This is a genomic window from Myxococcus stipitatus DSM 14675 (genome assembly GCF_000331735.1).
GTDB classification, from domain to species: domain Bacteria; phylum Myxococcota; class Myxococcia; order Myxococcales; family Myxococcaceae; genus Myxococcus; species Myxococcus stipitatus.
The window spans coordinates 9,560,229-9,581,131 of the sequence record NC_020126.1 but is presented as its reverse complement, the minus strand read 5'-3'; the positions used below and the strand labels follow the sequence as shown (position 1 = coordinate 9,581,131).

Here is a 20,903-nt window from a genome sequence, read left to right as displayed (position 1 = left end):
TCTCAAGCGAGCGCTCCTCTCGCGGCCTCCAGCCGGGTGGCGGTGTGCTTCCAGTCGTCCGCCAGCCCGTCCAGGTGCCCCAGCACGCCCGAGAAGAAGCGCGCCTCCAGGGCCCGGGCCAGGGTGGAGCCATGGGCGTCGGCCCACCGCCGGGTGACGCGGGCTCGCACCTGGGCGCCCAGCAGGTCCACGAACCGCTCCATCAGCGGCGTGGACAGGAGCGTGCCCGCCCACACCACCGCGTCATGGCCGAAGCCGCCCGTGGCCACCGTCACCGCCGCCGCCGCGCCCGAGGGCACCGAGTACACCAGCGTCGTCAGCGCCTGGAGCAGCTCCTCGCGCATGCCGCCCTGGAGCTCGGCCGCCACCAGCTCGCGGCAGTAGCCGTACAGCGTGGCCCGGTCCGCCGCGTGCGCATGCAGGGACTCGAAGCCCAGCGGCTCCTCCAGCTTCGACAGCGTCGAGGCACCGAAGGCCTCGGCCAGCTTCTCGCGCGTCCGCGCGTCCCCCCGCCACGCCGCCACCTCCGGAGCGAAGGCCTCCACCAGCCGCCGCACCCCGTCCGTCAGCGTCGCGTCCACCGCGAGCGACGGCGTCTGGGTGCCCTCGGGCTCGGGCCCGGTGAAGGACTGGCGCACCTTGCGGCTCACGAAGGTGAGCGCCGTGGCCAACCCTCGGAAGGGCAGGCGCACCCACTTGTGGAACTGGCTGCGTGCATCCAGCTCGTCGCGGAAGGCGTCGATGAGCACGTCCGCGGGCACCGCCTTGAGCGCCGCGGTGGCGCCCACGCTCTCGAGCTCGTGCCGCAGCCGCTGACGAAGCCGCTCCGGCTCGCTCGCGGCCCGGGTCGCCGCGCGCGCCACGGACTCCATCTCCGCGCGTGCATCCGCCAGGGAAGCCTCCAGCGCCCGGGCCTTCAGCTCGCGCGCGTGCTCGGCCTGGCCCAGCAGGGCGCTCAGCGCGGGGCGTCCATCCAGGGGCTCGGTCGCCAGGGGCCGCAGGCCCGCCTCGACGTCCGGCTGATGCGGGGCCAGGTACCTCGCCAGCGGAGGATGCCCCACGTCGGAGGCCAGCTTGTCCAGGTGGCCTCGCGCGACCTCTTCACGCGAGGCCTCGTTGTAGACGAGCAGGTACGGCCGTCCATGGCCCACGGCCGCGCGCAGGAAGTCCACCAGCGCCGCGTTCTGGTACGTCTGCCGGCTCACCACGAAGACGAGCACGTCCACCGTGACGAGCAGGGCCTCGGCGCGCTCGCGGTTCTCCCGGTACACGCTGTCGAAGTCCGGCGTGTCCATGACGAGCAGGCCCCGAGGCACCGCGTCGGCCAGCACCAGGTACAGCCGCCCCGCGGGGCCCGGCTGGTCCACGGGGGCCGCGTCGCCTGGGGCCACCGGCACCGTGTCGTAGCGGCGGGTGAGGAAGTCCTTCAGCGCGCCGGTCCATGTCTCCGGATGCGCCGCCGCGAGGCACTGCTTGGTCAGTCCGCCCTCGGGCCTCGCGGGGGACAGGGACGAGCCCACCAGCGCGTTGAACAGGGTGGACTTGCCCACGTTGTTGGGGCCGGCGATGGCCACCAGCAACAGCGGCGCGTCCGCGGAGCCCATGCGGGGCAGCAGGTCCCGGCGCAGGCGCTCCGCCAGTCGCCGGGCCAGGTCCGCGTCGGAGGGCTCGGGGAAGCGCTCGGGCGCGGGGAGCGCCTCCAGCGCGGAGGCGAGTGCGTCACGAAGGGTGTAGGGGTCTCTCGTCATCGGCGGAGGTCCGCGCACACCAGAGCACGCGCGAGCGCGAGTGCCCAGATGCTTGCGGATTGGATGTCGGTTTCGAGGCAGGAAAAGGCCCCACGCTAGGGTCCGAGGCATGCGCACCTATTCCGCTTGCTTCTTGCTGCTGGGGCTCGTCGCCTGTACCGCCGCGACCACGGGCGTGAGGGAGCGCACGGAGCAGACACGCGCCGCGGAGCCGTTGACCTTCATCCAGGACGACTACGAGCGCGCGCTCGCGGAAGCGAAGGCGAAGGGCGTGCCTCTCTTCGTCCACGCGCTGGCGAGCGGGTGCGTCACCTGCCGCTTGATGAAGGCCCACGTCCTGTCCTCCCCATCGCTGGGCCGCCATGCCGACCGCTTCGTCTGGCTGGAGGTCACCACGGACTTGAGCCAGAACGCGGCCTTCCTGGGGAAGTACCCCATCGAGTCCTCCCCCACGCTGTATGTCCTCGACCCACGCGAGGAGAAGGCGCTCCTGCGCTTCCACGACACCCTGGATGAAGCCGAGCTCGAGCAGCTCCTCGACGACGGCGAGCGCGCCTACAAGGGAAGCGCCACGGGCCTGGAGGCGCTCCTGGCGCAAGGGGATGCGCTGTACGCCCAGAACCGTGTGGTCGAGGCCGCCAAGGTGTTGAGCGAAGTGCTGGCCACGGCCCCCGCTGACTGGTCTCACCGGGGACGGGTGGTGCTGACGCTGCTGGGGGCGCTCGCCGAAACGTATGACGCGCCCGGAATGAAGGCGTGCGCGACGAAGGCGCTGGAGGTGCTGCCAGGCACGCCCCGTTCGCTGGCGTGGACTCATGGCGCGCGGCGTGGGCTGACCTGCGCGCTGTCCATCTTCCCGAACGAGCCCGAGGCGACGGGCCTGGAGGTCCTGCAGGGCGCGTTGGAGGAGAAGCTCATCGAGGCCATGAGCCTGCCCACCGTCGAGCTGACCGCGGACGACCGCTCCCGGTTGATCCAGATTCAAATCTGGGCGCGCGAGGCGGCCAAGGACGAGCCCGGAAGCAGGAAGGCTCTGAGCGAGTGGATGACGTACTTGGAGGCGGAGGCCGCGAAGGCGCCCACTCCCTCGGCTCGCGCCCTCCTCGACTCGCATCGGTCGCACGTCGCCATCCGGCTGAAGACACCGGAGCGAGCCATCCCCGCGCTGATGCAGAGCGAGAAGGAGTTCCCCCGGGATTCCACCGCCCCTCTGCGGCTCGCGCAGCTCTACCAGGCCCAGGGACGGCTGGAGGACGCCATCGCCGCGACGGACCGCGCCCTGGTGGTCGCGCAGGGCCCGCGCCGGGTCGCCGTGATGGGCCTCCGGGCCCTCATCTTCAAGGAGCGCAACGACACCGCCACCGCCTCGCGGACGCTGCGGGACGCCCTCGCCTACGCGGAGTCCCTGCCCGATGTGCAGCGGCCCATGTGCTCTGTCTCGTCCCTGAAACGAGAGCTCGCCAAACTCGAGGCGCCACCCCAGGTCGCGCCGTCGAAGCCACTCCAGGTCGCGCCGCCGAAGTAGTCCCTCCCGCGAGGTGGGTGCCTCTGTGCGTGTGAGCACCCACCAGGAGGAGCGGCGGGGGAGGGCCTGGGTCCTTGCCTGGTGGATGTCACCGAGGGACAGCGGCATGGGGGCGCGGTAGGGTGCGCGCCATGCGCTATCTCGCCGCTTGCCTGCTGCTCTCGGGGCTCGTCGCCTGCACCGCCGCGAACACGAACACGCCCGTGTCCGCGGACGCGACGCACGCTGGTGCCCCACTGCCGTTCATCGATGACGACTACTCGCGCGCGCTCGCGGAAGCGAAGGCGAAGGGCGTGCCGCTCTTCGTCGACGTCTGGGCGCCGTGGTGCCACACGTGTCGCTCGATGAAGGCGAACGTCCTGTCGGACAAGTCCCTGGCCGCGCACGCGGACCGCTTCGTCTGGCTGCAGGTGAACACGGACCTGACGCAGAACGCGGCGTTCCAGGAGAAGTTCCCCATCGAGTTCTGGCCCACGCTGTTCATCATCGACCCGCGCGCGGAGAAGCCGCTGCTGCGCTTCGCGGGCAGCGCCACCGTGGACCAACTGGTGAAGCTCTTCGAGGACGGCGAGCGCGCCTACAAGGGCGGTGTCACGGGCGCGGAGGCGCTCCTGGCGCGCGGTGACGCGCTGTCCGGAGAGGGCCGCCCGGCAGAGGCCGCGGAGGCGCTGACGGAGGCGCTGGCCGAGGCCCCCGCCGACTGGTCCCGCCGGGGCCGCGCGCTGGAGTCGCTGCTGATGGTGCTGTACTCCACGTTCGACGAGGCCAAGGCGAAGGAGTGCGCGACGAAGGCGCTGGAATTGCTCCCGAGCACGCCTCGCTCGCTGTCGTGGGCCAACAGCGCGGCGACGGGCCTGATGTGCTCGCTGATGGTTCCGGACGGCGCGGAGGGGGTCACGGCGCTGCGCACCGCGCTCGAGGCCAAGGTGGTGGAGGCCATGGGGCCGCCCGCCATCCAGATGGCCGGTGACGACGTCTCGGGCCTGTACGACTCGCGAATCGCCGCGCGCAAGGCCGCCAAGGACGAGGCCGGCGTGAAGGTGCTCGCCCAGGAGTGGCTGGCGTACCTGGAGGGCGAGGCCGCGAAGGCGCCCAACGCCGAGGCCCGCGCCGTGTTCGACTCGCACCGCGTCTCGGCCGCGATGAAGCTGGGGCAGGTGGACCGCGTCATCCCCGCGCTGCAGCAGAGCGAGAAGGACCTGCCGAAGGACTACAACCCGCCCGCGCGCCTGGCCTCGGTGTTCAAGAACCTGGGCCGCCTGGACGAGGCGCTCGCCGCGAGCGACCGCGCCCTGGTGCTCGTGCAGGGCGCCCGCCGGCTCTCCGTGCTGTCCACCCGCGTGGACATCCTCGTCGCGCGCAAGGACTCCGCCACGGCGACGAAGACGCTGGAGGAGGCCCTCACCTACGCCAAGACGCTGCCCGCGGCGCAGGTGTCGGCGCGTCAGGTGAAGAGCCTGGAGAAGAAGCTCACCGAGCTCCAGGCGACGGCCGCGCCTTCGCCGAAGTAGCGAAGGTGGTCAGCGCGCCGCCGCACGCACGGCGGCGCGCGTGTCCAGGTCGAACAGCTCGTAGTCCTCGACGGGGCAGTGGCTCATGCCTCCATCGACGAAGACGAGCACCGCCTCCGCCGCGCCCGTCGGCGGGGGTGCTCCGTGCGCGCACGTGACCCGCGCTCCGTCCGTCACGAGGTGGCGCACCACGCCGTCGCGCGCCGCGCCCGAGGTGACGCCCATCAGCTCGCGGATGCGCTTGTCTCGCGTGTGTCCCAGCACCTGGGTCAGCCCCGAGGGAATCCGCCGAGGGTCGAAGCGCCGCCGAGGTGTCTGGCGCGTGCGTTCCGCGTCCTCCGGCTTCAGGCTGGGGCGCTGATAGAAGATGCCCGTGCCCTCGCCCGAGGCGGCATCCCCCGGGTGGTGCAGGCCCGGCAGCTCCAGCCGGCCCCCTGTCCAGCCCGCGACGCGCTCGTCGACCACGGTGTTGAGCGCCTGGGCCACCGCGTGGGCATCCGCGTGGTGCTCGCGCGCGAGGCCCGTCACCTCCAGGTCCTCATGCGTGACGCCCGCGTGCAGCACCAGCAGGCCCGTGCCCGCGACGTGCGCGGCGCGGAAGCGGCGCACGCGCAAGAGGTGCTCCACCCAGTCTCGCTGGGCCTGACGGAAGTTGCCGAAGTCGCGCGCCACCAGCTCCGCCGTGGGCACCTGGGGCCAGCGCTCCAGGAAGGCCCGCTCGCCGGCCTCATCGGTGACGCCGTGTTGATAGATGCGGTCCGCTTCCGCCTGGGCCGCGGCGAAGCGGGCGTCATCGAAGCCGGCCAGCTCCCCCACGCGTCCCAGGTCGTGGTTGCCCAGGAGCATGATGACCTGGTCGGCGGGATGCGAGGCGAGCCACGCCACCAGCGCCAGCGCGCTCTCGGCCGCGGCGTCGCGCTCGGAGGGCGGGCCCCAGTCGAAGTGGTCGCCCACCGAGATGAGCTGCACGTCGGGCCTCAGCCCGCCGTCCTCACCCAGGAGGCCGTGGTGCTCCAGGATGCGCAGGACCTTGTCGCAGGGCGCTTGCGGGTCCCCGAGGACGAGCCGCCGTCGGCGAGGGACACCGTCAGGTGGCGTGGAGCGGGGCCCTGCCTCCACCGCGTGTCGCGCACGGGTGCGGGCGGCCTGGATGAGGGCGTCTCGAGGTGTGTTCACTCCGCCCATTCTAGGCACGCCCCCACGCGGACGTGGGGCCTTGCGCCGGGCGGGGGCTTCAGGACGTCTGGAAGAAGCGCGCGATGAGCGCGGAGCGGCTCTCCACGTGGGCCTTGGCGAGCAGGTGCGTGACGTGGACCTCGACGGTGCGTTCGGCGCAGCCCAGCCTGCCGGCGATGGACTTGTTCGTCTCACCCTGGACGATGTGCGTGAGGACCTCCGACTCGCGCGCCGTGAGCGACCAGCGGGCGGCCAGGGCCTGCACTCGCGCGGCGGCGCTGGAGGCCGTGCCCGAGTCGATGGCCAGGTAGTGCGAGGGCAACCCCGGCGTGCGCAGCGGCGTGAGCGTCAGCGGCCCCGAGCACGGAATGCCCTGGGCACCTCGCCGCAGCTGCTCCATCAGCTCCGGCTCGCCCCGCTCCAACCAGACGCGGCCCGCGCTGTTGGCGTGCACCACCCGCCCGCTGCCACTGACGACCCAGGCCGCGCGGCCCAGCGCCTCCATGGCCACTTCCAGCGCGGTGGACATCAGCCCCGACTCGCGCAGCCGCGTCTCCATCGTCAGCCGCCGCTGCAGCGTGGGCGTCAGCGCCTGGAGCACGCGCTGCTCGCGCTCGGTGAAGGGCTCCTCGCGCATCAAGCCCAGCCAGCCCAGGAGCGCCGGCCCTTCGCACACCAGCGTGCGCAGGAAGGCCATCCGCTCCATGCCCAGCTGCCGGAACACCGCGCCGGAGCGGACGTTGACCCGCTCGCGCTGCGACTCCAGCTCGCCCTCGGTCAATCCCAGACGCCGCCCGACTTCGTAGGCGGGCAGGTCATGCAAGGGCATCTGCCGCGCCTCCGACTCCTGGAGCGAGCGGAAGTGCAGCGCCCGGTTGCGCTGCGCCGGCGCCGGACGTGCGGGGTCATACCAGCCCCAAAGGCTCTCCCGGTCCGACAGGAAGCTCTCCAGCGCCTCGAAGACTCCTCCGGGCTGCTGGGGAAAGCCCGAGCTGTGGGAGTAACTGATATGATAGCGGTCAGGCCCCACGTCGACGCCGTAGGCCACCGCGCGCTCCGCCTTCAGCGACTCGCGCAGGGCCCCCAGCACCGTGGGCAGGGATTCTGAACCCGGCTCTGCTTCGACGAGCAGGGCTTCCAGATCCGCCAGGATACGCTGTTCCTCGGAATTCAAACGAATCAAGGTATCCTGAGTATACGATGGCAATGCGTGGCTCCCACTATTCCGCCAGGATGTGGAGTCTGCATTTGTTAAGCATTGGTCTGTGACATGCCCCGCGGGCCCGGGTGTCTGGGTGGATTGTGACATCAGGGGTTCCCCGGATGGAAATCGGCATGTGTCCGGCGTGACAATGAAGAGCAGGCCCACCGGGGGGGAGGGCCTTTCGCGGTAGGTTGCAAGTGAGCGCGCGCCGGGGTCGAAAGTCGATGCCCGGCGCGTTGCCCTTCCCTCCCGCGAGCGTGTCCCACCTCCGCTGGCGCGAAGCCCGTGACGCACTTGCTGGGCCGTCCGTTTCGCGCCTGGCCGGGGTGCCTGGTTGCAAGCCCGCGTAACTCCTCTGTCCGGTTCTCGGCACGTCACTGGCTAACGAGTCCGTGAAAATGTATTCGTGCCGTGTGGGTGGACCGTGTCTGCCATTCGCTCGCGCGAACGAATGCTCCTTCAGGAGGGTGTTTGGGATGACAACAAAAAGCTCGACGGGGTTGGCGCTGGTGATGGCGGTGGTGGTGGGGGTGACGGGGTGCGCGACGCCCAACGCGGCGGGGGGCGGGGATGTGAGCGCCTCGAATGGCTCCTCGGATGGCTCGGGGGACTCGTCGAAGGGGTCCGGGGATTCGTCGAAGGGCTCGGGCGATTCGTCGAAGGGGGCCGAGGGGTCGGGGAACAGCTCGGGTGAGGGGGGCTCGAGCGAGTCGAAGAGCAGCGGCGAAGAGGGCTCCAGCGAGTCGAAGAGCAGCGGGGAGGACGGGACGGATTCCCGCTCCGAGTCGAGCAACAGCGAGAAGAACAACGGGCGGGTGCTGTCGGCGACGACGCTGGCGGCGACGGTGATCGGGTTGGGCGTGGTCATCTGGCGCGTGGCTGTCTCGGCGGAGCGACGCCGGCAGCGCCGGGAGGCGAACCCCGAGGAGGTGGGTCGCGCGGCGCAGGTGTACTTGCGCGCTCGGACGCACCAGCTGCGAGAGGACCTGGCGCTGGGCGCGGGGCCGACGGTGGAGGACCTGGCGGCGGCGGCGTACATCCGGCGGGAGAACCTGGGCACGTTCGGCAAGCTGCTGCGCGCCAACCGAGGGGAGCTGCTCGCGCTGGCGGACACGCGCTCCCTGACGCCCGAGCGGGCGCTGGCCTGGTTGGAGCGGGTGGGCGAGCTGGCGCGCACGGACCCGAAGCTGGATGAGGACCGTCTGGCATTCCTCGCGGCACAAGGTGAGGAGGTGACGGCCGAGGTGACGCGGTGAGCCTCCGGGGGGGATGGCTGCTGGGGCTCCTGCTCGCACTGCCTGTCGGCGCGCGACCCGAACCGATGCGGGCCCCGCTCGGGGTGGCGCGGGACGAGAGCGCGTCTCACCCCGGCGAGCCTGTCCCGCGGGGGGAGCCCCTGGCCGAGCTGGGAGGTGCTTCGCTCCAGCGTCTGCGTGAGCGGGTTCGCGCCCTGAGGCATGCGGGGTGGGTGCTGACGGGCGCGGCGGCGGAGGACGCGTTCCTGGTGAGCGAAATCGAAGCGGGCCTCGCCGCGCTCCCTCCCGCGATGCGCCGCTTTCCAGGAGGCCCCCTCGAGGTGGTCCTGCATCCGGAGTCCTCGCCGCTCGGCCTGGGCGATGGCTCCGAGGCCCGTCCGGACTGGACCGAGGAAGGCGCGCGGCTTCACCTCTATCGCTATGCGCCGTCCTCCGAGCGTCGGGTCACCGTGCGCATGTCACGGCTGACGGACGTGGAGTCGGAGCAACTGTGGCGCCGTCGCGCGGTGGTGCACGCGGTGGTGCGGCGCTGGGATGCGGCGCGGGAGTGGAGTCGGACGGTGCGCTGGCGGCGCCTGTCGGGGTGGCTCAAGCCCTTGGAGCGGCCGCTCGTGTGGAAGGAGCAGTCGCGCCTGGAGTTCGCGGGGGCCTTCAGCCGCGCGCTGGGACAGGGGAGCGCGGCGCTGGACCTGGTGACCTTCGCGGAGGAGATGTTCGTCCCCGTGGAGTCCCTGCGCGCCGACGCGCTGTCCGAGGACGAGCAGGTGCGCTGCCAGGAGTTCTCCAAGTCGCGCGCGCTGGCGGAGCTGGTGGAGTCCTCGGGCCTGGGGGCCTTGGGCGGGCGCGGTGTCTGCCCGGCCTTCGATGCGTGGGCGGAGAAGGACATGCTGTCCCATGTCGAGGTCCTCCTCGTCGCCGCCACGGGACGACAGCCCGAGTCGCTCTTCGGACACCTGCTGCTGCGTCCGGTCTGGCGCGAGGGAGCGCAGGTGCGAGGCCCCTCGTTCGAGCGCGTCGTGCAACTCGTGGCGCTCACGGGCATGGAGTCGAAGGGGCTGGACTACGTCGTGAAGGGGATGACGGGTGCGTACGACACCGTGTTCCTCACCGGGACGATGGGAGACCTCACGCACGAGGCGCTGGAGCTGGAGCAGCGCACCATCCGCCGCTTCCGGCTGCGCCTCACGCGCGGCGAGGAGGAGCGGATGCTGGAGCGCATCTGGGAGCTCGAGCGTCGCGGGTACATGGGCTACTACTTCTTCACCGACAACTGCGCGACCGCGCTCCTCTTCATGCTCAACGGAGTGCTGGAGCAGGAGCGGCAGGTGCGTCCGCCCGGGGTGTTGTGGGTGCTGCCCACGGCCACGCTCGACGCGCTGGCGAAGGTGGAGGTGGTGGGGAAGGAGGGGCCCGCGGGGCCGCTGCTGGAGCTGATTCCGGATGCCTTCGAGTCCACCGGGGAGCGCGCCGTGCGCGCGGACACCGCGAGGCGCGAGGCCCTGGAGTCACTCTCGAGTCACGTGGGCGCGCGGGAGCTGTCGCGGTTGCTGCGGCTGCATGAGCGCCTCCAGTCGCCGGACCCCGACTCACGGCGCCAGGTCTATGAGGCGCTGCCGGAGGTGGTGACGCGGGTGCTCGACTCGGCCGAGCCCGCGAGGCGCTCCGAGGTGCGCGACACGCTGCACGCCTACGTGGCCCACGTGGTGCGAGTGGAGCGCGCGGCGGTGGACCGGATGGACGGCGAGAGGATGGCCATCGAGCGTCAGCGGCTCCTCGCCTTGCAGACCCCGGTGGAGGGCGCCGCGGAGGCGGGAGTCCTCGAGCGCCAACGTATCTTCGAGCGGGAGGACGCGCTCCAGCGCAAGCTGGCGGTGCTGGACCGCACGGCGGTGTTCGAGGAGGCGATGGCCACCGCGGCCCGCCGTCCGCCGACCTCCGAGGAGCTGAAGCGGCTGGTGCTGGCCGAGCGCACCGAGGCCGCCTTCATCCAGGCCACCGAGGCCCAAGGGACGCTGAGCGACGGAGTGTTCGCGGAGGTGGACCCGGTGGCCTTCCTGGGGGCGGACCATCGGCGCAAGGTGGACGCGGAGACGCGGTGGGCGGCGTCGGCGCTGCGCGAGTCGGGGGCGGCTCGCACGGTGGTGAGCGTGGGCATGGACTTCCCCAGCACGGGCGAGGCGCGACCGGTGGTGAGCGTGCGCACCGCGGGCATGGCCGAGGCGCTGGGAGACTCCCGTCAACACGGCTTCCAGTCGAGCAGCGAGCTGCGGGTGCTGGATGGAGAGCTGTCGCTGGAGCCTCGGTGGGGGACTCCGCGCGTGGTGTCCACGGACATGACGCTGGTGGGCTACCGCACCTTGCAGCGGGAGCTTCCCCAGTTCCGAGACTCGGCCTGGGACTCCTTGGGCTGGGGCGCGGAGGCGCGGGTGACGTCGGATCCGGAGCGGACGATGCCCTACCGCGCCACCGTGCAGGCGGAGGCGCTGGTCGTCGTGGACGAGGGCGCGCGCTTCTCGCGCTTCACGGCGGTGGGCGTGGGAGGACTGGCTCGGATGAACTGGGGCGAGTCCATGATGCGGCCCGCCGCGGGGCCTCGCGTGTCGCTGGCGCACCGCACGGGCCTGCCGGGCTCCGGCGCCAATGCGGTGCGCGTGGAGGCCGCCTATGCGCCCACCTGGCGCTTGGGTGACACCCACCTCACGCATGAGGCGGCCGCCACCCTCCAGATGGAGTGGTGGCTGGGCCGCGTGGGGCCATTCGGGGTGTTGCTCACGCCCCGTGCGCAGGTCCGATGGGAAGGCTCGTTCGCTCCGCGGTCACCACTCGCGTCACGGAGTCCGTCGACGGAGTGGAACGTCGTGGCGGAGCGCCGGCTGGCACTCGGGTTGGAGCTGCGCTGATTTCGTCGGAGAGCAGGGGACGGCTGTACGCGCCCGTGGCGGCGCCAATCAGCAGGCTGATGGCGTAGGTGAGGGCCCAGCCCCAGAAGCCCAGTCCGCCGAAGATGCGCAGCTCGGTGGGGCCGGCCATGAAGGCGAAGAAGGCGAAGAAGAGGGGCAGGGCGATGGCGCTCACCACGGCCGCCCCCATCGCGCGCTTGAGCGTCCGCGCGTGGAAGCCACCAAAGGCGCCGGCGATGAAGCCGTTGAACAGCGGCAGGTAGAAGACGGCGAAGCTGGTGATGAGCATCACCAGCACGCTGGTGATGAACGTCTTGCGCTTGAAGAGGATGGTGTCCGACTTGAAGGTGACGTCGGGCGGGAGCGTCTCGTATGAGAAGACGCGGTGCTCGTCCCTCACGTACGGTGGCGGTGAGGTGGTCTTGTCGGAGCGAGTCATCTCGACCATGGCTGCGGACCTCCCAAGGCGGGCGGAGTTCTCCCGCTGCCTCTCAGGTGGGTCTGGTGGCGGACATGTGGAAGGGCCGCCTCCTCCTCGCGGGGGTGGGCTTCCGGGCGGGCCCTGGGCCGCTCGGATGGGCGAAACCCAGGGAAAACAGGCTCGCCGGGGCCCAAGTCGAGCGCCCTGGGACTTGGCGCTCCGCCGTCTGCGGCTATGCTCCCGCGCCCGATAGTCCCCTCACGTCCGTCCGGAATCTCCATGAGCCTGCGCCGAGCCCTGCTGACCGTTGCCCTGACCGCCACCTCGCTGCTGACCGCCTGTGCCCTGCGTCCGTCGTACAAGGACGTGATGGCGACGGCCGCCGTCACGGATGCCTCCACTGCTCAGGCGCCGGTGGTGCTGCGGGTGGTGGATGGCTCGGGCAAGCCCGTGAAGGGCGCGCGGGTGCGCGCGGGCGAGCTGCGCACGCGCGTCAACGTGGTGAGCGACGCGGACGGTCTGGTGACGCTGGAGCCGTCCGCCGTCCTGATGAAGGAGAACCCGCTGGTGGAGGTGGTGCTGCCCAAGGGCGTGACGACGTACCGCCTGGAGCACGTCCCCGCCGGCCAGGCCGCCGCGGAGACGCCCGCCGCCACCGAGCCGGCCCCCGCGGCGCCCGCCCCGGCCCCCGCCGCCGAGACGCCGGCCGCCACGACGGGCTCGGAGCCCGCCCCCGCGCAGCAGCCCTCCGCCACGCCGGGCACCTGAGCCGCGAGCGGAGGAGTCCCTCCGCGCGAGGCTCGGTCGGGCTTCGCGTGGAGGAGGTTCGTGACGCGCTTTCCCGCGGGTGCTCTCCGGCGAGGTCGGGCCGCGGTCGTCGAGGGATGTGCGCGCTCCAGCGCGGCGAGAGTTCCTCCGCCGGAGTGGACCCCTCAGCACCCTTCGTCGCGCGGCGCCCGAGCGGTCACGCGACATCTTCGCTCCGGGAGTTCGCCTCCGGGGCCTCGCTGAGGCCGCCCGCCCATCCACGCTCCCGCTTGCCCGTCCCGCCTCGCATGCACTCCTTGAGGGGCGCGGGCATATCCTCCAGCCCGCGAATCATCGCGTGCGGACGAGGCTGAGCGGAGCATGTCGAAGGCCTTCACGAAGGAAGACTCGGGAGGAGACGCGGAGCTGCTGCCGCTGCGTCCCAGGTCCGCCTCGGGCGACAAGCGCTACATCACGCCAGAAGGGTATCGAGCCCTGCAGGATGAGCTCGCGGCCACGCAGGGGCCGGACTCCGGCGCGGAAGGGCTGACGCCGCTGGAGGCGGGCGTGCGGAGGCAGGAGCGTGAGCGGCGGGCCCGACAGCTCGCGGCGACACTCGAGGAAGTGCGCGTGGTGGAACCCGAGGCCTCACAGGTGGGGCGCGTGTTCTTCGGCGCGTGGGTGGAGCTCGAGGACGAGGACGGTGAACCGGTGCGTTATCGCATCGTGGGCCCGGACGAAGCAGAGGTGAAGTCGGGCCGGCTCAGCGTGGAGTCCCCCCTGGCGAAGGCCCTCCTCGGCAAGGAGGTCGGGGAGGCCGTGCAGGTGGAGCGTCCCCGGGGCACCGTCGAGTACACCGTGGTGGCCGTGGACTACGCACCGCGTGAAACATGATTCCCTTTCGTGGGAATCCCAAGGCCGAGCCTATTGTTCGCGGCGGCCGTTCGAGCCTCGTTGTCCCCCCGAGAGTTCCTGTCATGCGAAACCTGGTGTCGGTCCTGGTCCTGTTCCCCGCGCTGGCCCTGGCGCAGCCGAAGGATGTGGAGAAGGCGGAAGTGACGAGCAGCCCCGTCGCGGGCAACGTCCACTTCGTCGTCGGCAAGGGCGGCAACATCGGCGTGTCGGTGGGCCCCGACGGGCTCCTCATCATCGACAACCAGTACGCGCCCCTGGCGCCCAAGATTCACAAGGCCTTGGACAAGCTGAGCAAGAAGAAGATTGAGTACGTGGTGAACACGCATTGGCACGGCGACCACGTGGGCGGCAACGCCATCTTCGGCCGTGAGGGGCGCATCGTCGCGCACCGGGAAGTGCGCAACCGGATGGCGGCGGGCCGGTCGGGCGGAATGGGCGACCCCGTGCCTCCGGCGAAGCCCGAGGCACTGCCGGTCCTCACCTACGACTCGGGCATGTCCGTGTACTTCAACGGCGAGGAGATCCGCCTGCTGCACCTGCCCGCGGGCCACACGGATGGCGACACGGTGGTGTACTTCACCGGCTCCAACGTGGTGCACATGGGCGACCTGTTCTTCGTCGACATGTTCCCCTTCATCGACATCTACAACAGCGGCGGCACGGTGGAGGGCTTCGTCCGCAACGTGGAGAAGGTGCTCGAGACGCTCCCGCCGGGTGCGCGAATCATCCCGGGCCACGGCGTCCTGTCGGACCGCGCGGGCCTGGAGCGCTTCGTCGCGATGCTGCGTGAGTCGGTGGCGCTGGTGCGCGCCAAGATTGCCGCGGGGAAGACCATCGAGCAGGTGACGGCGGAGGGCGTGCCGGAGAGCCTCAAGTCCTTCGGGAGTGGCGCCATCAAGGAGGACTTCTGGCTGCAGACGCTCTACCGCGGCCTGTCGCCGAAGGCCGAGCCGAAGACCGCCGCGGACGGCAAGTAGCGCGTCAGCGCTTGGTGGCGATGACGGTCGCCAGGGGCGTGAAGGGCTCGGGGAGGATGCCGTCGCGCACCTCGACGGTGAACCCCTCCGCCTCCAGCAGCGCGCGAGCGCGAGGCACCAGGAACGTCAGGTAGTACATGACGAAGGGCGGCTTCCAGAGCGCGTTGCGCACGCGGAGGGCGGCGTTGAAGCCCTTCGCGACCCAGTAGCCGGGGCGCAGCGGTGACGGCGGATGGCCGGTGACGAAGAGGAACCGGCCTCCAGGACGCAGGGCTCGGTGGATGCCTCGCAGCAGGCGAGGCTCATCCTCCTCGAGGATGTGTCCGAACGCGCCGAAGCAGGTGACGACGTCGAACTCCGCGTCGAACGTCATCTCCAGCGCGTCACCTCGGATGAACCGGAATCCAGCGGTGCCCGGAGCCTCCGCGAGGCGGCGCCGCGCCTCGTCGAGCATGCCCTGGCTCACGTCGATTCCCACGACGTGCTCGCGCGCGAGCGGACGCAGCACCCGCATGGCGGCGCCCGTTCCACAGCACACGTCGAGCGCCGTGCCGATGGAGTCCGTGGAGCCCAGCGCGTCGATGGACGCACGCAGCACGGGGTCCGGTGTGCGGAACGGCGTGTAGTCGAACTTGGGGGCGAGCAAGTCGTAGCCGCGCTCGACGGAGGTCAACGCTTGTCCGGCCAGCTCGAGGAAGGTGGGCCCTTGAGGGTGGAACATGATGTCCGCGGATGTAGCGCACCTGGAGCCAGCGCGCGCCCGCCTCGAGGGGAGCCTGTGTCCTGTCCTACATCCGCACACGGATGGAATCCGCTCTCGAGCGAGGGGGATTGAATGTCCGGGAGGGGTCCCCGTCAGAAGGTTCAACACGACGGAGGAAGAAACAAATGGCTCTCAAGACCGCGCTCACCACCCTGGCTCTCGGCACCCTGTTCCTTGGTTCTTCGACGGCGCTGGCGGAGGACGGCAGCATGAGCGGTTGGGCCACCCAGGAGGCCCGTCGCCGGGATGACCGCAACAGCCACCCGGACACCTACGAAGCCCACGTCCACAACCGCTACTGCGACCACGCTCCGGCGCCGCGTCCGGCTCCCCGCGCCCGTGGCCGCTACGAGCTGCAGACGGTGAACCGCTGGGTCGATGGTCGCTACGAGCAGGTCTGGGTCCCGGAGGTCTGCCGCGAGCGTCACGGGCGCCGCGGCCACCACTCCACCCGCTGCCGGGGCGGCTACTACGAGAACCGGTGGGTGCCGGGCCGGTATGAGCAGTCCACCGAGTGGGTCTGGGTCTCCTACGAGCGCGGCAACAACGGGGGCTGGTCCTCGGGCCGCACCCACGCGGCCAGCTACGTCCGGTAGTCCTCACGGGGAACCGGGATGATTCGGGGGTCGAGGGGCGGTGCTCGGATACGGGGGTATCCGGCATCGCCCTTCGTGTTTTCTCCCCGGTGCCTTTCGCCGTGGGGCCTGTTAGTCAGTGCGCCTCATGCGCACCGCCTCCCCCTCCAGAGCAGGCCGCCGACAGGTCCTCCCCGCTGATGGCCAGGGGGGCGTGCGGCGATGAGCGCGGAGCTGGCGTTCCATCCCCCCGTGGTCCACGACCCCCAGGGCCGTCCGCTCGACGTCATCGAGCTGCGCGGGCTCACGGTGGACTGCATCGTGGGCATCTACAACCGTGAGCGCGTGCAGGCGCAGCCGCTCCGGTTGGACGTGGCCCTCTTCCTGGACACGCGCAACGCGGCGACGGGCGGCAGGCTGGCGCACACGGTGAACTATGGGCGGCTGGCCGGAGAGCTTCGCTTCCTGCTGGAGGCCTGCCGCTTCGAGTTGCTGGAGTCCGCGGTCGAGGCGGTGAGCCGCTACCTGCTCGCCCCGCCCACGTCGGACGTGCCGCGCGCGCAGGTGACCGCCGCCACGGTCCGGGTCATCAAGCCCCTGGCGCTGCATGGGCTCGCGGTGCCGTCGCTCCAGGTCCACCGCACGGCGGATGAGATGCACTACGCCTCCGAGGAGCGCTCCTTTGGCCGGCTGGACGTCATCCACGAGGGCGCGGGCTATGGCGTGTACCGGCTGCGCGTGAAGCCCGGAGGCCGCGTCCCCGCGAGCGCCAACCCCGCGATGGAGGAGAGCGAGCTGATGCTGGGCACGGGGCTGCGCGCGCAGGGCCAGCCGGTGGAGCGGGGCCTGGCGTTCCACTGGCCCCGAGGCTTCCCGCGCAGCTACGAGAACCCCACCGAGCAGGAGCAGACGGTGCTGAGCGTGTACCGGCCGCGCTTCCTGGAGGCGGAAGGGGCCAGCGCCTCGGCGGAGGGCCTTCCGCTCATCACGGGCACCTCGTACTACCCGCACGACGAGCCTGCCGCGCCCGGCCTGTCCGCCGACAAGCAGCCTTGAGGACGGCCGCCATGTCTGGCGTGGAGGTGGGGCTACTCCCCCGGGCGTGAGGCGCGGTATGACGCGGACCTGGAGCGCAAGGGAACCGACGGCATGAACCTCGACAAGCGGATGCAGTTCTTCGTGGTCCTCGCGACGGTGTTCGTCACGTCGCTGGTCGTGGGAGACCTCATCGGCGTGAAGCTGTTCGAGGTGAACCTCGGCTTCGTCATCTCGGTGATGTCCATGGGCATGTTGCCCTTCCCGGTGACGTTCCTGCTCACGGACCTCCTCAACGAGTTCTACGGCAAGAAGGCCGCCCGCTTCGTCACGTGGGTGGGCTTCTTCATGGCCATCTTCTCGTACGCGGTGATTGCCATCGCCGTGCAGATTCCGTTCGCGCCGCTGACGCGCTCGCCCGACTTCCTGGGCACGGTGGAGGGCTCGTTCAACAACGTCTTCTCCGGCTCGCAGCGCATCCTCGTCGCGTCGATGGTGGCCTACCTGGTGGCGCAGTTCTGCGACATCACCATCTTCAACCTGCTCAAGCGCATCACGAAGAACAAGCAGCTGTGGCTGCGCGCGACGGGCTCCACGCTGGTCTCCCAGCTCATCGACACGGTGGTGGTCCAGTTCGTCGCGTGGACGGGCGTGCTCCCCACCGACGTCATCTTCAAGATCATCCTCACCTCCTACGTGGTGAAGATGCTCGTGGCCATCGGCCTGACGCCCTTCGTCTACCTGGGCCACGCGCTGGTGGAGCGCAAGCTGGGCATCAAGCCGGTGGTGCTGGGCGAGGACGGTGAGCCGGTCGCCGAGCCCGTCCCGCAGCTGGCCGTGGCCACCGACACGCGCGCGGTTTGAAGCGCGAGTCGTCCGTCAGGGACGCGGCGGGCCCAGGCCCGTCAGCTCGCACCAGCGCGCGGCCGTGAGCGCCGTGTAGCTCGTGGCCTCCAGTCCGTAGGCGCCCAGGGAGAAGCCGTCGTTCCACTCGACGAGCGCGGTCTCTCCCGTGTCGAGCACGCCGAAGTCGACGGCATAGCCCGCGGTCGCCTCGCCCGCGGCCTCCAAGCGCTGGAGGGCCTCGTGGACGCGAGGCAGGTCCAGCGCCACCTCCGCATCCCCCGCGTAGTGCCGGATGCCCACGGCGTCACCGTGGACGACGAAGACGCGGTACTCGCTGCGCCACCGCACCACGTCCGAGCAGATGAGCGGCGTGGTGTGTGAGGCCCTCTCCAGGAACAAGAGGTCGTCCGCGCTCTGGAAGACGTGGCCGGTGAAGCGCTTCCTGCGTCCTTGGGGTTTGGCGAACACGGGCGTGCTGGAGACGTCGAGCAGGTGCGAGGTGAGCTGGCGCACGGTGCTCGTCCAGAGCCGGCGGTGAAGGTAGGGCGCGAGGCTCGGTGGATAGTCGTGGGTGGGAGGTGGCTCGATGCCCAGTTGCTTCAGCGCGCCCAGCACCGTGGGGACGTAGCCCGCGACGAGCGTGTCTGGAGCGAGCGGGAGCTGACGACGCTCCAGCCGCTTGGCGGTGAAGGTCTCGGTGGGGATGTGCCGTGCGTGCAGCCCTTCGAGGAGCAACCGCATCTCGGGCTCCATCCGCCCGTGCGACTGCTCCTCGATGAAGGCCCTGCGAGGCCAGGGCCTCGCCTCCGTGGTCACGGGCTCCGCCGCGCGAGGGGCGCGAGGATGTCCCTCCAATGGGAGTAGATGGAGAAGTGGCCTCCGCCTGGGAGGAAGTGGGGCACGGCGCCGGGGATTCGCGAGGCGAGATAGCGGCCCATCTGCGGCGGGACGATGCTGTCGCCCTCCCAGTACCAGAGGTCCACCGCGCCGCGAATCTCCTCGAGCGGGAAGTCCCAGGGGGACGCCAGGATGTGCGCCTCGCGCCGCATGCCGGACACGCCTCGTCGAGTGGCCTCGCGCCGCCAGCCCTGCACCTGCGCGGCGATGAGCGGGTCGGAGAGCACGTGCCGGTCGTCCTCCGACGCATGGTGGATGAGCGCCGCCAGGGCGCGCTCCGGTTGTGCGCGGACCTGCCGGTCATGCATCGCCATCAGCGGGTGCAGGAGCCACTCGGGCCACGCGGCCAGGGCATAGGCGTTGCGGTACTCGCGATTGACGCCCTCCATGCCGCCGGGGCGCTTCAGGGGCGCGGCGCCGGAGACGATGGACGCGCGGAGGATGCGCTCCCCCAGGTGCCACGCGGACGCGGCGACGTAGGGCCCGCCCGCGGACACGCCGAAGAGGGAGAAGCGGTCCACCTTCAGCGCGTTGGCGAGCTGCTCGAGGTCGGAGGGGAAGTCGAGCAGGGTGCGGCCGGACTGGTAGTCGGACAGTCCGTAGCCGGGCCGGTCCGGGGTGATGAGTCTCACGCCGAGGCGGTAGGTGAGCCGGTCATCCGGATGGCGCATGTAGCGCGAGCCCGGGTTGCCGTGGATGAAGAACACGGGGAGGCCGTCCAGGTCACCTGACTCCACGTAGGCGAGCCGCCGTCCGTCCTTCAGTCGGATGACACCCTCGCGCACCTGGACGCCCGCTGGGGGGACGGAGTGCATCATGGCTCCAGGGCTCGTGAGCGGGCGGCAATCCACGCGGAGATGGAAGGCCAGACGTGGGTGGGGCCCTTGCTGGACGCGGACAGTCCGATGTGGCCCACGGGATAGCGGCGCGTCTCGACGTCCGTCGAGCCCACCAGGTGTGCCAGGGGCTCGCTCATGGCGGGGAAGGCGATGGTGTCCTGCTCGGCGATGACGTTGAGCACGGAGGCTTGGATGCGGCGCAGGTCCACGCTCTCTCCGCCGACCTTCATGAGGCCCTGGTGGAAGAGGTTCTGCTGGTAGCAGTCCTTGATGTACTGGCGATAGACCTCGCCGGGGAAGGGCACGGGGTCGGCGCCCCAGCGCTCCATGGCGAGGAACGTGGTGATGAACTCCGGGTCGTCGATGCGGCGGCACGCCTCCAGCCAGCGGGTGAGCCGTTGCACGGGGGCGACCATGAGGAAGCCGCTCTCCAGCACGGGCGTGGGCACGTTGCCGTAGGCGTCCACCAGGGAGTCCACGTCGAAGTGGTTGGCGGAGGTCCACAGCGTGTAGACGCCGCCCTGGCTGAAGTCGACGGGGGTGGCCTGCGCCACGAGGTTGCGAATGCCCTCGGGATACAGCGACGTGTAGGCCAGCGCGAGGGTGCCGCCCATGCAGTAGCCGTAGAGGGTGAGGTCCGGGCTCTTGCTGGCACGGAGCGTCCACCGCACCGCGGTCTGGATGAGTCCTCCGAGCAGGTCCGACCAGGAGAGGCGCTCCTCGTCCTGGCCGGGGATGCCCCAGTCGATGGCGTAGACGTCGAAGCCCTCCTGGGTGAGGTGCTCGATGAGGCTGCGGCCTGGGAGGAAGTCGAGGATGTACCAGCGGTTGATGAGGGAATAGACGAACAGGATGGGGGTGCGGTGGCGCCGGCGCGGGGCCGCGTAGCGCAGCAGTCGCATGCTGCCGCGTGTGTACACGACGGTGTGGGGCGTGGCGCTGATGGGGGGCTCGCGCACGCCCGAGGCCCGCTCGATGAGGGGCTTGAGGTACGGGTAGGGATTGAACGGGCGGGCCTTGAGGGCGAGCGCCACGGCGCGCGAGAGCTCGACCTGTCCGGTGACGAAGGAGCGGAGCCGCTGGGTCGTGGACGCGGTCATGTGCCGGCGCTGGGGTCGACGTTGTGGCGGGGGGGCCGCGGGGCTTCCTGGCGCTGGAGCAGCTCCACGACGACCTCGAGCTGGGAGCCCAGGGCCTCCACCTGGTCATTCACGCGGCGGAGCTGGTCGCGGAGGCCGTCGACTTCAGAAGCGGTGGGCAGCCGCAGCGTGTGCAGGGCGCGCTCCACGAGGCTGTTGCGGCGGATGCGGGCGCTGAGTCCATGGCGCAGCACGGTGCCGCTGGCGCGCAGGTACGTGGGGCTCGCGGAGACGCGGGAGAGGGCTTGGGTGAGGCCGCGTTCGGCGCGGGTGAACACCTTGCCCGAGCGGGTCTCCGGGTGGGTGAGGTGGCCCAGGAGCTTCAGGCTCCGGGCGAGCAATCCCTTGGGAGGAAGAGGGCGGTCCGAGTCGGCCATGCTCGGGAGGTTAGCCCAAGGCGCGCCGCGGACGCAGGGGTCAACGCCCCAA

The 20,903-nt window shown here is 70.9% G+C and carries 18 protein-coding genes; 10 read left to right on the top strand and 8 right to left on the bottom strand.

Annotation, left to right across the window (positions count from 1 at the left end; translation table 11 throughout):
• Nucleotides 1-2: 2 nt before the first annotated feature.
• On the bottom strand, nucleotides 3-1,748 hold the full coding sequence (locus MYSTI_RS37140) for a GTPase (protein WP_015353005.1): 1,746 nt from the start codon (nucleotides 1,746-1,748) through the stop codon (nucleotides 3-5).
• 109 nt (nucleotides 1,749-1,857) lie between these two features.
• Between MYSTI_RS37140 and MYSTI_RS37135 the strand changes: the two genes are divergently transcribed.
• Both MYSTI_RS37135 and MYSTI_RS37130 read left to right on the top strand, forming a co-directional pair.
• Nucleotides 1,858-3,273: a thioredoxin family protein gene (locus tag MYSTI_RS37135; protein ID WP_015353004.1), complete on the top strand. Its 1,416-nt coding sequence runs from the start codon at nucleotides 1,858-1,860 to the stop codon at nucleotides 3,271-3,273.
• Nucleotides 3,274-3,404: 131 nt separating this feature from the next.
• Nucleotides 3,405-4,784, top strand: a complete 1,380-nt coding sequence (locus MYSTI_RS37130; protein ID WP_015353003.1) for a thioredoxin family protein — start codon at nucleotides 3,405-3,407, stop codon at nucleotides 4,782-4,784.
• Nucleotides 4,785-4,793: 9 nt separating this feature from the next.
• On the opposite strand, the gene MYSTI_RS37125 is transcribed toward MYSTI_RS37130, so the two are convergent.
• Nucleotides 4,794-5,969, bottom strand: coding sequence for a metallophosphoesterase (locus tag MYSTI_RS37125; RefSeq protein ID WP_015353002.1), 1,176 nt, complete (start codon nucleotides 5,967-5,969; stop codon nucleotides 4,794-4,796).
• Nucleotides 5,970-6,018: 49 nt separating this feature from the next.
• A complete protein-coding gene (locus MYSTI_RS37120) occupies nucleotides 6,019-7,143 on the bottom strand; it encodes a response regulator transcription factor (RefSeq protein ID WP_015353001.1) in 1,125 nt (374 codons plus the stop codon).
• Between the two features lie 497 nt (nucleotides 7,144-7,640).
• Between MYSTI_RS37120 and MYSTI_RS45085 the strand changes: the two genes are divergently transcribed.
• From MYSTI_RS45085 to MYSTI_RS37090, 5 genes are all read left to right on the top strand, one after another.
• Entirely contained in the window at nucleotides 7,641-8,420 is a 780-nt protein-coding gene (locus MYSTI_RS45085) for a hypothetical protein (RefSeq protein WP_233278082.1), read from the top strand.
• Nucleotides 8,417-11,320, top strand: a complete 2,904-nt coding sequence (locus tag MYSTI_RS37105) for an Lnb N-terminal periplasmic domain-containing protein (protein WP_015352999.1) — start codon at nucleotides 8,417-8,419, stop codon at nucleotides 11,318-11,320. Before MYSTI_RS45085 ends, MYSTI_RS37105 begins: the two co-directional genes overlap by 4 nt.
• A gap of 700 nt (nucleotides 11,321-12,020) precedes the next feature.
• Nucleotides 12,021-12,509: a YajG family lipoprotein gene (locus MYSTI_RS44045; protein ID WP_015352997.1), complete on the top strand. Its 489-nt coding sequence runs from the start codon at nucleotides 12,021-12,023 to the stop codon at nucleotides 12,507-12,509.
• A gap of 360 nt (nucleotides 12,510-12,869) precedes the next feature.
• Entirely contained in the window at nucleotides 12,870-13,382 is a 513-nt protein-coding gene (locus MYSTI_RS37095; protein ID WP_015352996.1) for a GreA/GreB family elongation factor, read from the top strand.
• 83 nt (nucleotides 13,383-13,465) lie between these two features.
• Nucleotides 13,466-14,380 carry an MBL fold metallo-hydrolase gene (locus MYSTI_RS37090; RefSeq protein ID WP_015352995.1) on the top strand — a complete coding sequence of 305 codons (915 nt, stop codon included), beginning with the start codon at nucleotides 13,466-13,468 and terminating at the stop codon, nucleotides 14,378-14,380.
• Nucleotides 14,381-14,384: 4 nt separating this feature from the next.
• Here MYSTI_RS37090 and MYSTI_RS37085 read toward each other — a convergent pair whose 3' ends face one another.
• A complete protein-coding gene (locus tag MYSTI_RS37085; RefSeq protein WP_015352994.1) occupies nucleotides 14,385-15,101 on the bottom strand; it encodes a class I SAM-dependent methyltransferase in 717 nt (238 codons plus the stop codon).
• Nucleotides 15,102-15,268: 167 nt separating this feature from the next.
• On the opposite strand from MYSTI_RS37085, the gene MYSTI_RS37080 reads away from it, so the two are divergent.
• The 3 genes from MYSTI_RS37080 to MYSTI_RS37070 all read left to right on the top strand — a co-directional run bounded on the left by MYSTI_RS37080 (nucleotide 15,269) and on the right by MYSTI_RS37070 (nucleotide 17,617).
• Entirely contained in the window at nucleotides 15,269-15,739 is a 471-nt protein-coding gene (locus MYSTI_RS37080) for a hypothetical protein (RefSeq protein WP_015352993.1), read from the top strand.
• A gap of 201 nt (nucleotides 15,740-15,940) precedes the next feature.
• Nucleotides 15,941-16,774, top strand: a complete 834-nt coding sequence (locus tag MYSTI_RS37075) for a dihydroneopterin aldolase (protein ID WP_015352992.1) — start codon at nucleotides 15,941-15,943, stop codon at nucleotides 16,772-16,774.
• 93 nt (nucleotides 16,775-16,867) lie between these two features.
• The gene (locus tag MYSTI_RS37070) at nucleotides 16,868-17,617 is read left to right on the top strand and encodes a queuosine precursor transporter (RefSeq protein ID WP_015352991.1); all 750 of its coding nucleotides are present in this window, start codon (nucleotides 16,868-16,870) and stop codon (nucleotides 17,615-17,617) included.
• A gap of 15 nt (nucleotides 17,618-17,632) precedes the next feature.
• Here MYSTI_RS37070 and MYSTI_RS37065 read toward each other — a convergent pair whose 3' ends face one another.
• The 4 genes from MYSTI_RS37065 to MYSTI_RS37050 are packed head-to-tail and all read right to left on the bottom strand — an operon-like array spanning nucleotide 17,633 to nucleotide 20,851.
• On the bottom strand, nucleotides 17,633-18,415 hold the full coding sequence (locus tag MYSTI_RS37065) for an ATP-grasp domain-containing protein (RefSeq protein WP_015352990.1): 783 nt from the start codon (nucleotides 18,413-18,415) through the stop codon (nucleotides 17,633-17,635).
• Nucleotides 18,412-19,314, bottom strand: a complete 903-nt coding sequence (locus MYSTI_RS37060) for an alpha/beta fold hydrolase (protein ID WP_144370220.1) — start codon at nucleotides 19,312-19,314, stop codon at nucleotides 18,412-18,414. The genes MYSTI_RS37065 and MYSTI_RS37060 overlap by 4 nt, the downstream gene beginning before the upstream one ends.
• Nucleotides 19,311-20,435 carry an alpha/beta fold hydrolase gene (locus MYSTI_RS37055; RefSeq protein ID WP_015352988.1) on the bottom strand — a complete coding sequence of 375 codons (1,125 nt, stop codon included), beginning with the start codon at nucleotides 20,433-20,435 and terminating at the stop codon, nucleotides 19,311-19,313. Before MYSTI_RS37055 ends, MYSTI_RS37060 begins: the two co-directional genes overlap by 4 nt.
• On the bottom strand, nucleotides 20,432-20,851 hold the full coding sequence (locus MYSTI_RS37050; protein ID WP_015352987.1) for a hypothetical protein: 420 nt from the start codon (nucleotides 20,849-20,851) through the stop codon (nucleotides 20,432-20,434). The genes MYSTI_RS37055 and MYSTI_RS37050 overlap by 4 nt, the downstream gene beginning before the upstream one ends.
• Between the last annotated feature and the right edge of the window lie 52 nt (nucleotides 20,852-20,903).

Coding starts and splice junctions, on each gene's coding strand:
- MYSTI_RS37135 (WP_015353004.1), top strand. CDS start 1,858: ATGCGCACCTATTCCGCTTGCTTCTTGCTGCTGGGGCTCGTCGCCTGT.
- MYSTI_RS37130 (WP_015353003.1), top strand. CDS start 3,405: ATGCGCTATCTCGCCGCTTGCCTGCTGCTCTCGGGGCTCGTCGCCTGC.
- MYSTI_RS37095 (WP_015352996.1), top strand. CDS start 12,870: ATGTCGAAGGCCTTCACGAAGGAAGACTCGGGAGGAGACGCGGAGCTG.
- MYSTI_RS37125 (WP_015353002.1), bottom strand. CDS start 5,969: ATGGGCGGAGTGAACACACCTCGAGACGCCCTCATCCAGGCCGCCCGC.
- MYSTI_RS37080 (WP_015352993.1), top strand. CDS start 15,269: ATGGCTCTCAAGACCGCGCTCACCACCCTGGCTCTCGGCACCCTGTTC.
- MYSTI_RS37055 (WP_015352988.1), bottom strand. CDS start 20,435: ATGACCGCGTCCACGACCCAGCGGCTCCGCTCCTTCGTCACCGGACAG.
- MYSTI_RS37075 (WP_015352992.1), top strand. CDS start 15,941: ATGAGCGCGGAGCTGGCGTTCCATCCCCCCGTGGTCCACGACCCCCAG.
- MYSTI_RS37050 (WP_015352987.1), bottom strand. CDS start 20,851: ATGGCCGACTCGGACCGCCCTCTTCCTCCCAAGGGATTGCTCGCCCGG.
- MYSTI_RS37085 (WP_015352994.1), bottom strand. CDS start 15,101: ATGTTCCACCCTCAAGGGCCCACCTTCCTCGAGCTGGCCGGACAAGCG.
- MYSTI_RS37140 (WP_015353005.1), bottom strand. CDS start 1,748: ATGACGAGAGACCCCTACACCCTTCGTGACGCACTCGCCTCCGCGCTG.
- MYSTI_RS37070 (WP_015352991.1), top strand. CDS start 16,868: ATGAACCTCGACAAGCGGATGCAGTTCTTCGTGGTCCTCGCGACGGTG.
- MYSTI_RS44045 (WP_015352997.1), top strand. CDS start 12,021: ATGAGCCTGCGCCGAGCCCTGCTGACCGTTGCCCTGACCGCCACCTCG.
- MYSTI_RS45085 (WP_233278082.1), top strand. CDS start 7,641: ATGACAACAAAAAGCTCGACGGGGTTGGCGCTGGTGATGGCGGTGGTG.
- MYSTI_RS37090 (WP_015352995.1), top strand. CDS start 13,466: ATGCGAAACCTGGTGTCGGTCCTGGTCCTGTTCCCCGCGCTGGCCCTG.
- MYSTI_RS37060 (WP_144370220.1), bottom strand. CDS start 19,314: ATGATGCACTCCGTCCCCCCAGCGGGCGTCCAGGTGCGCGAGGGTGTC.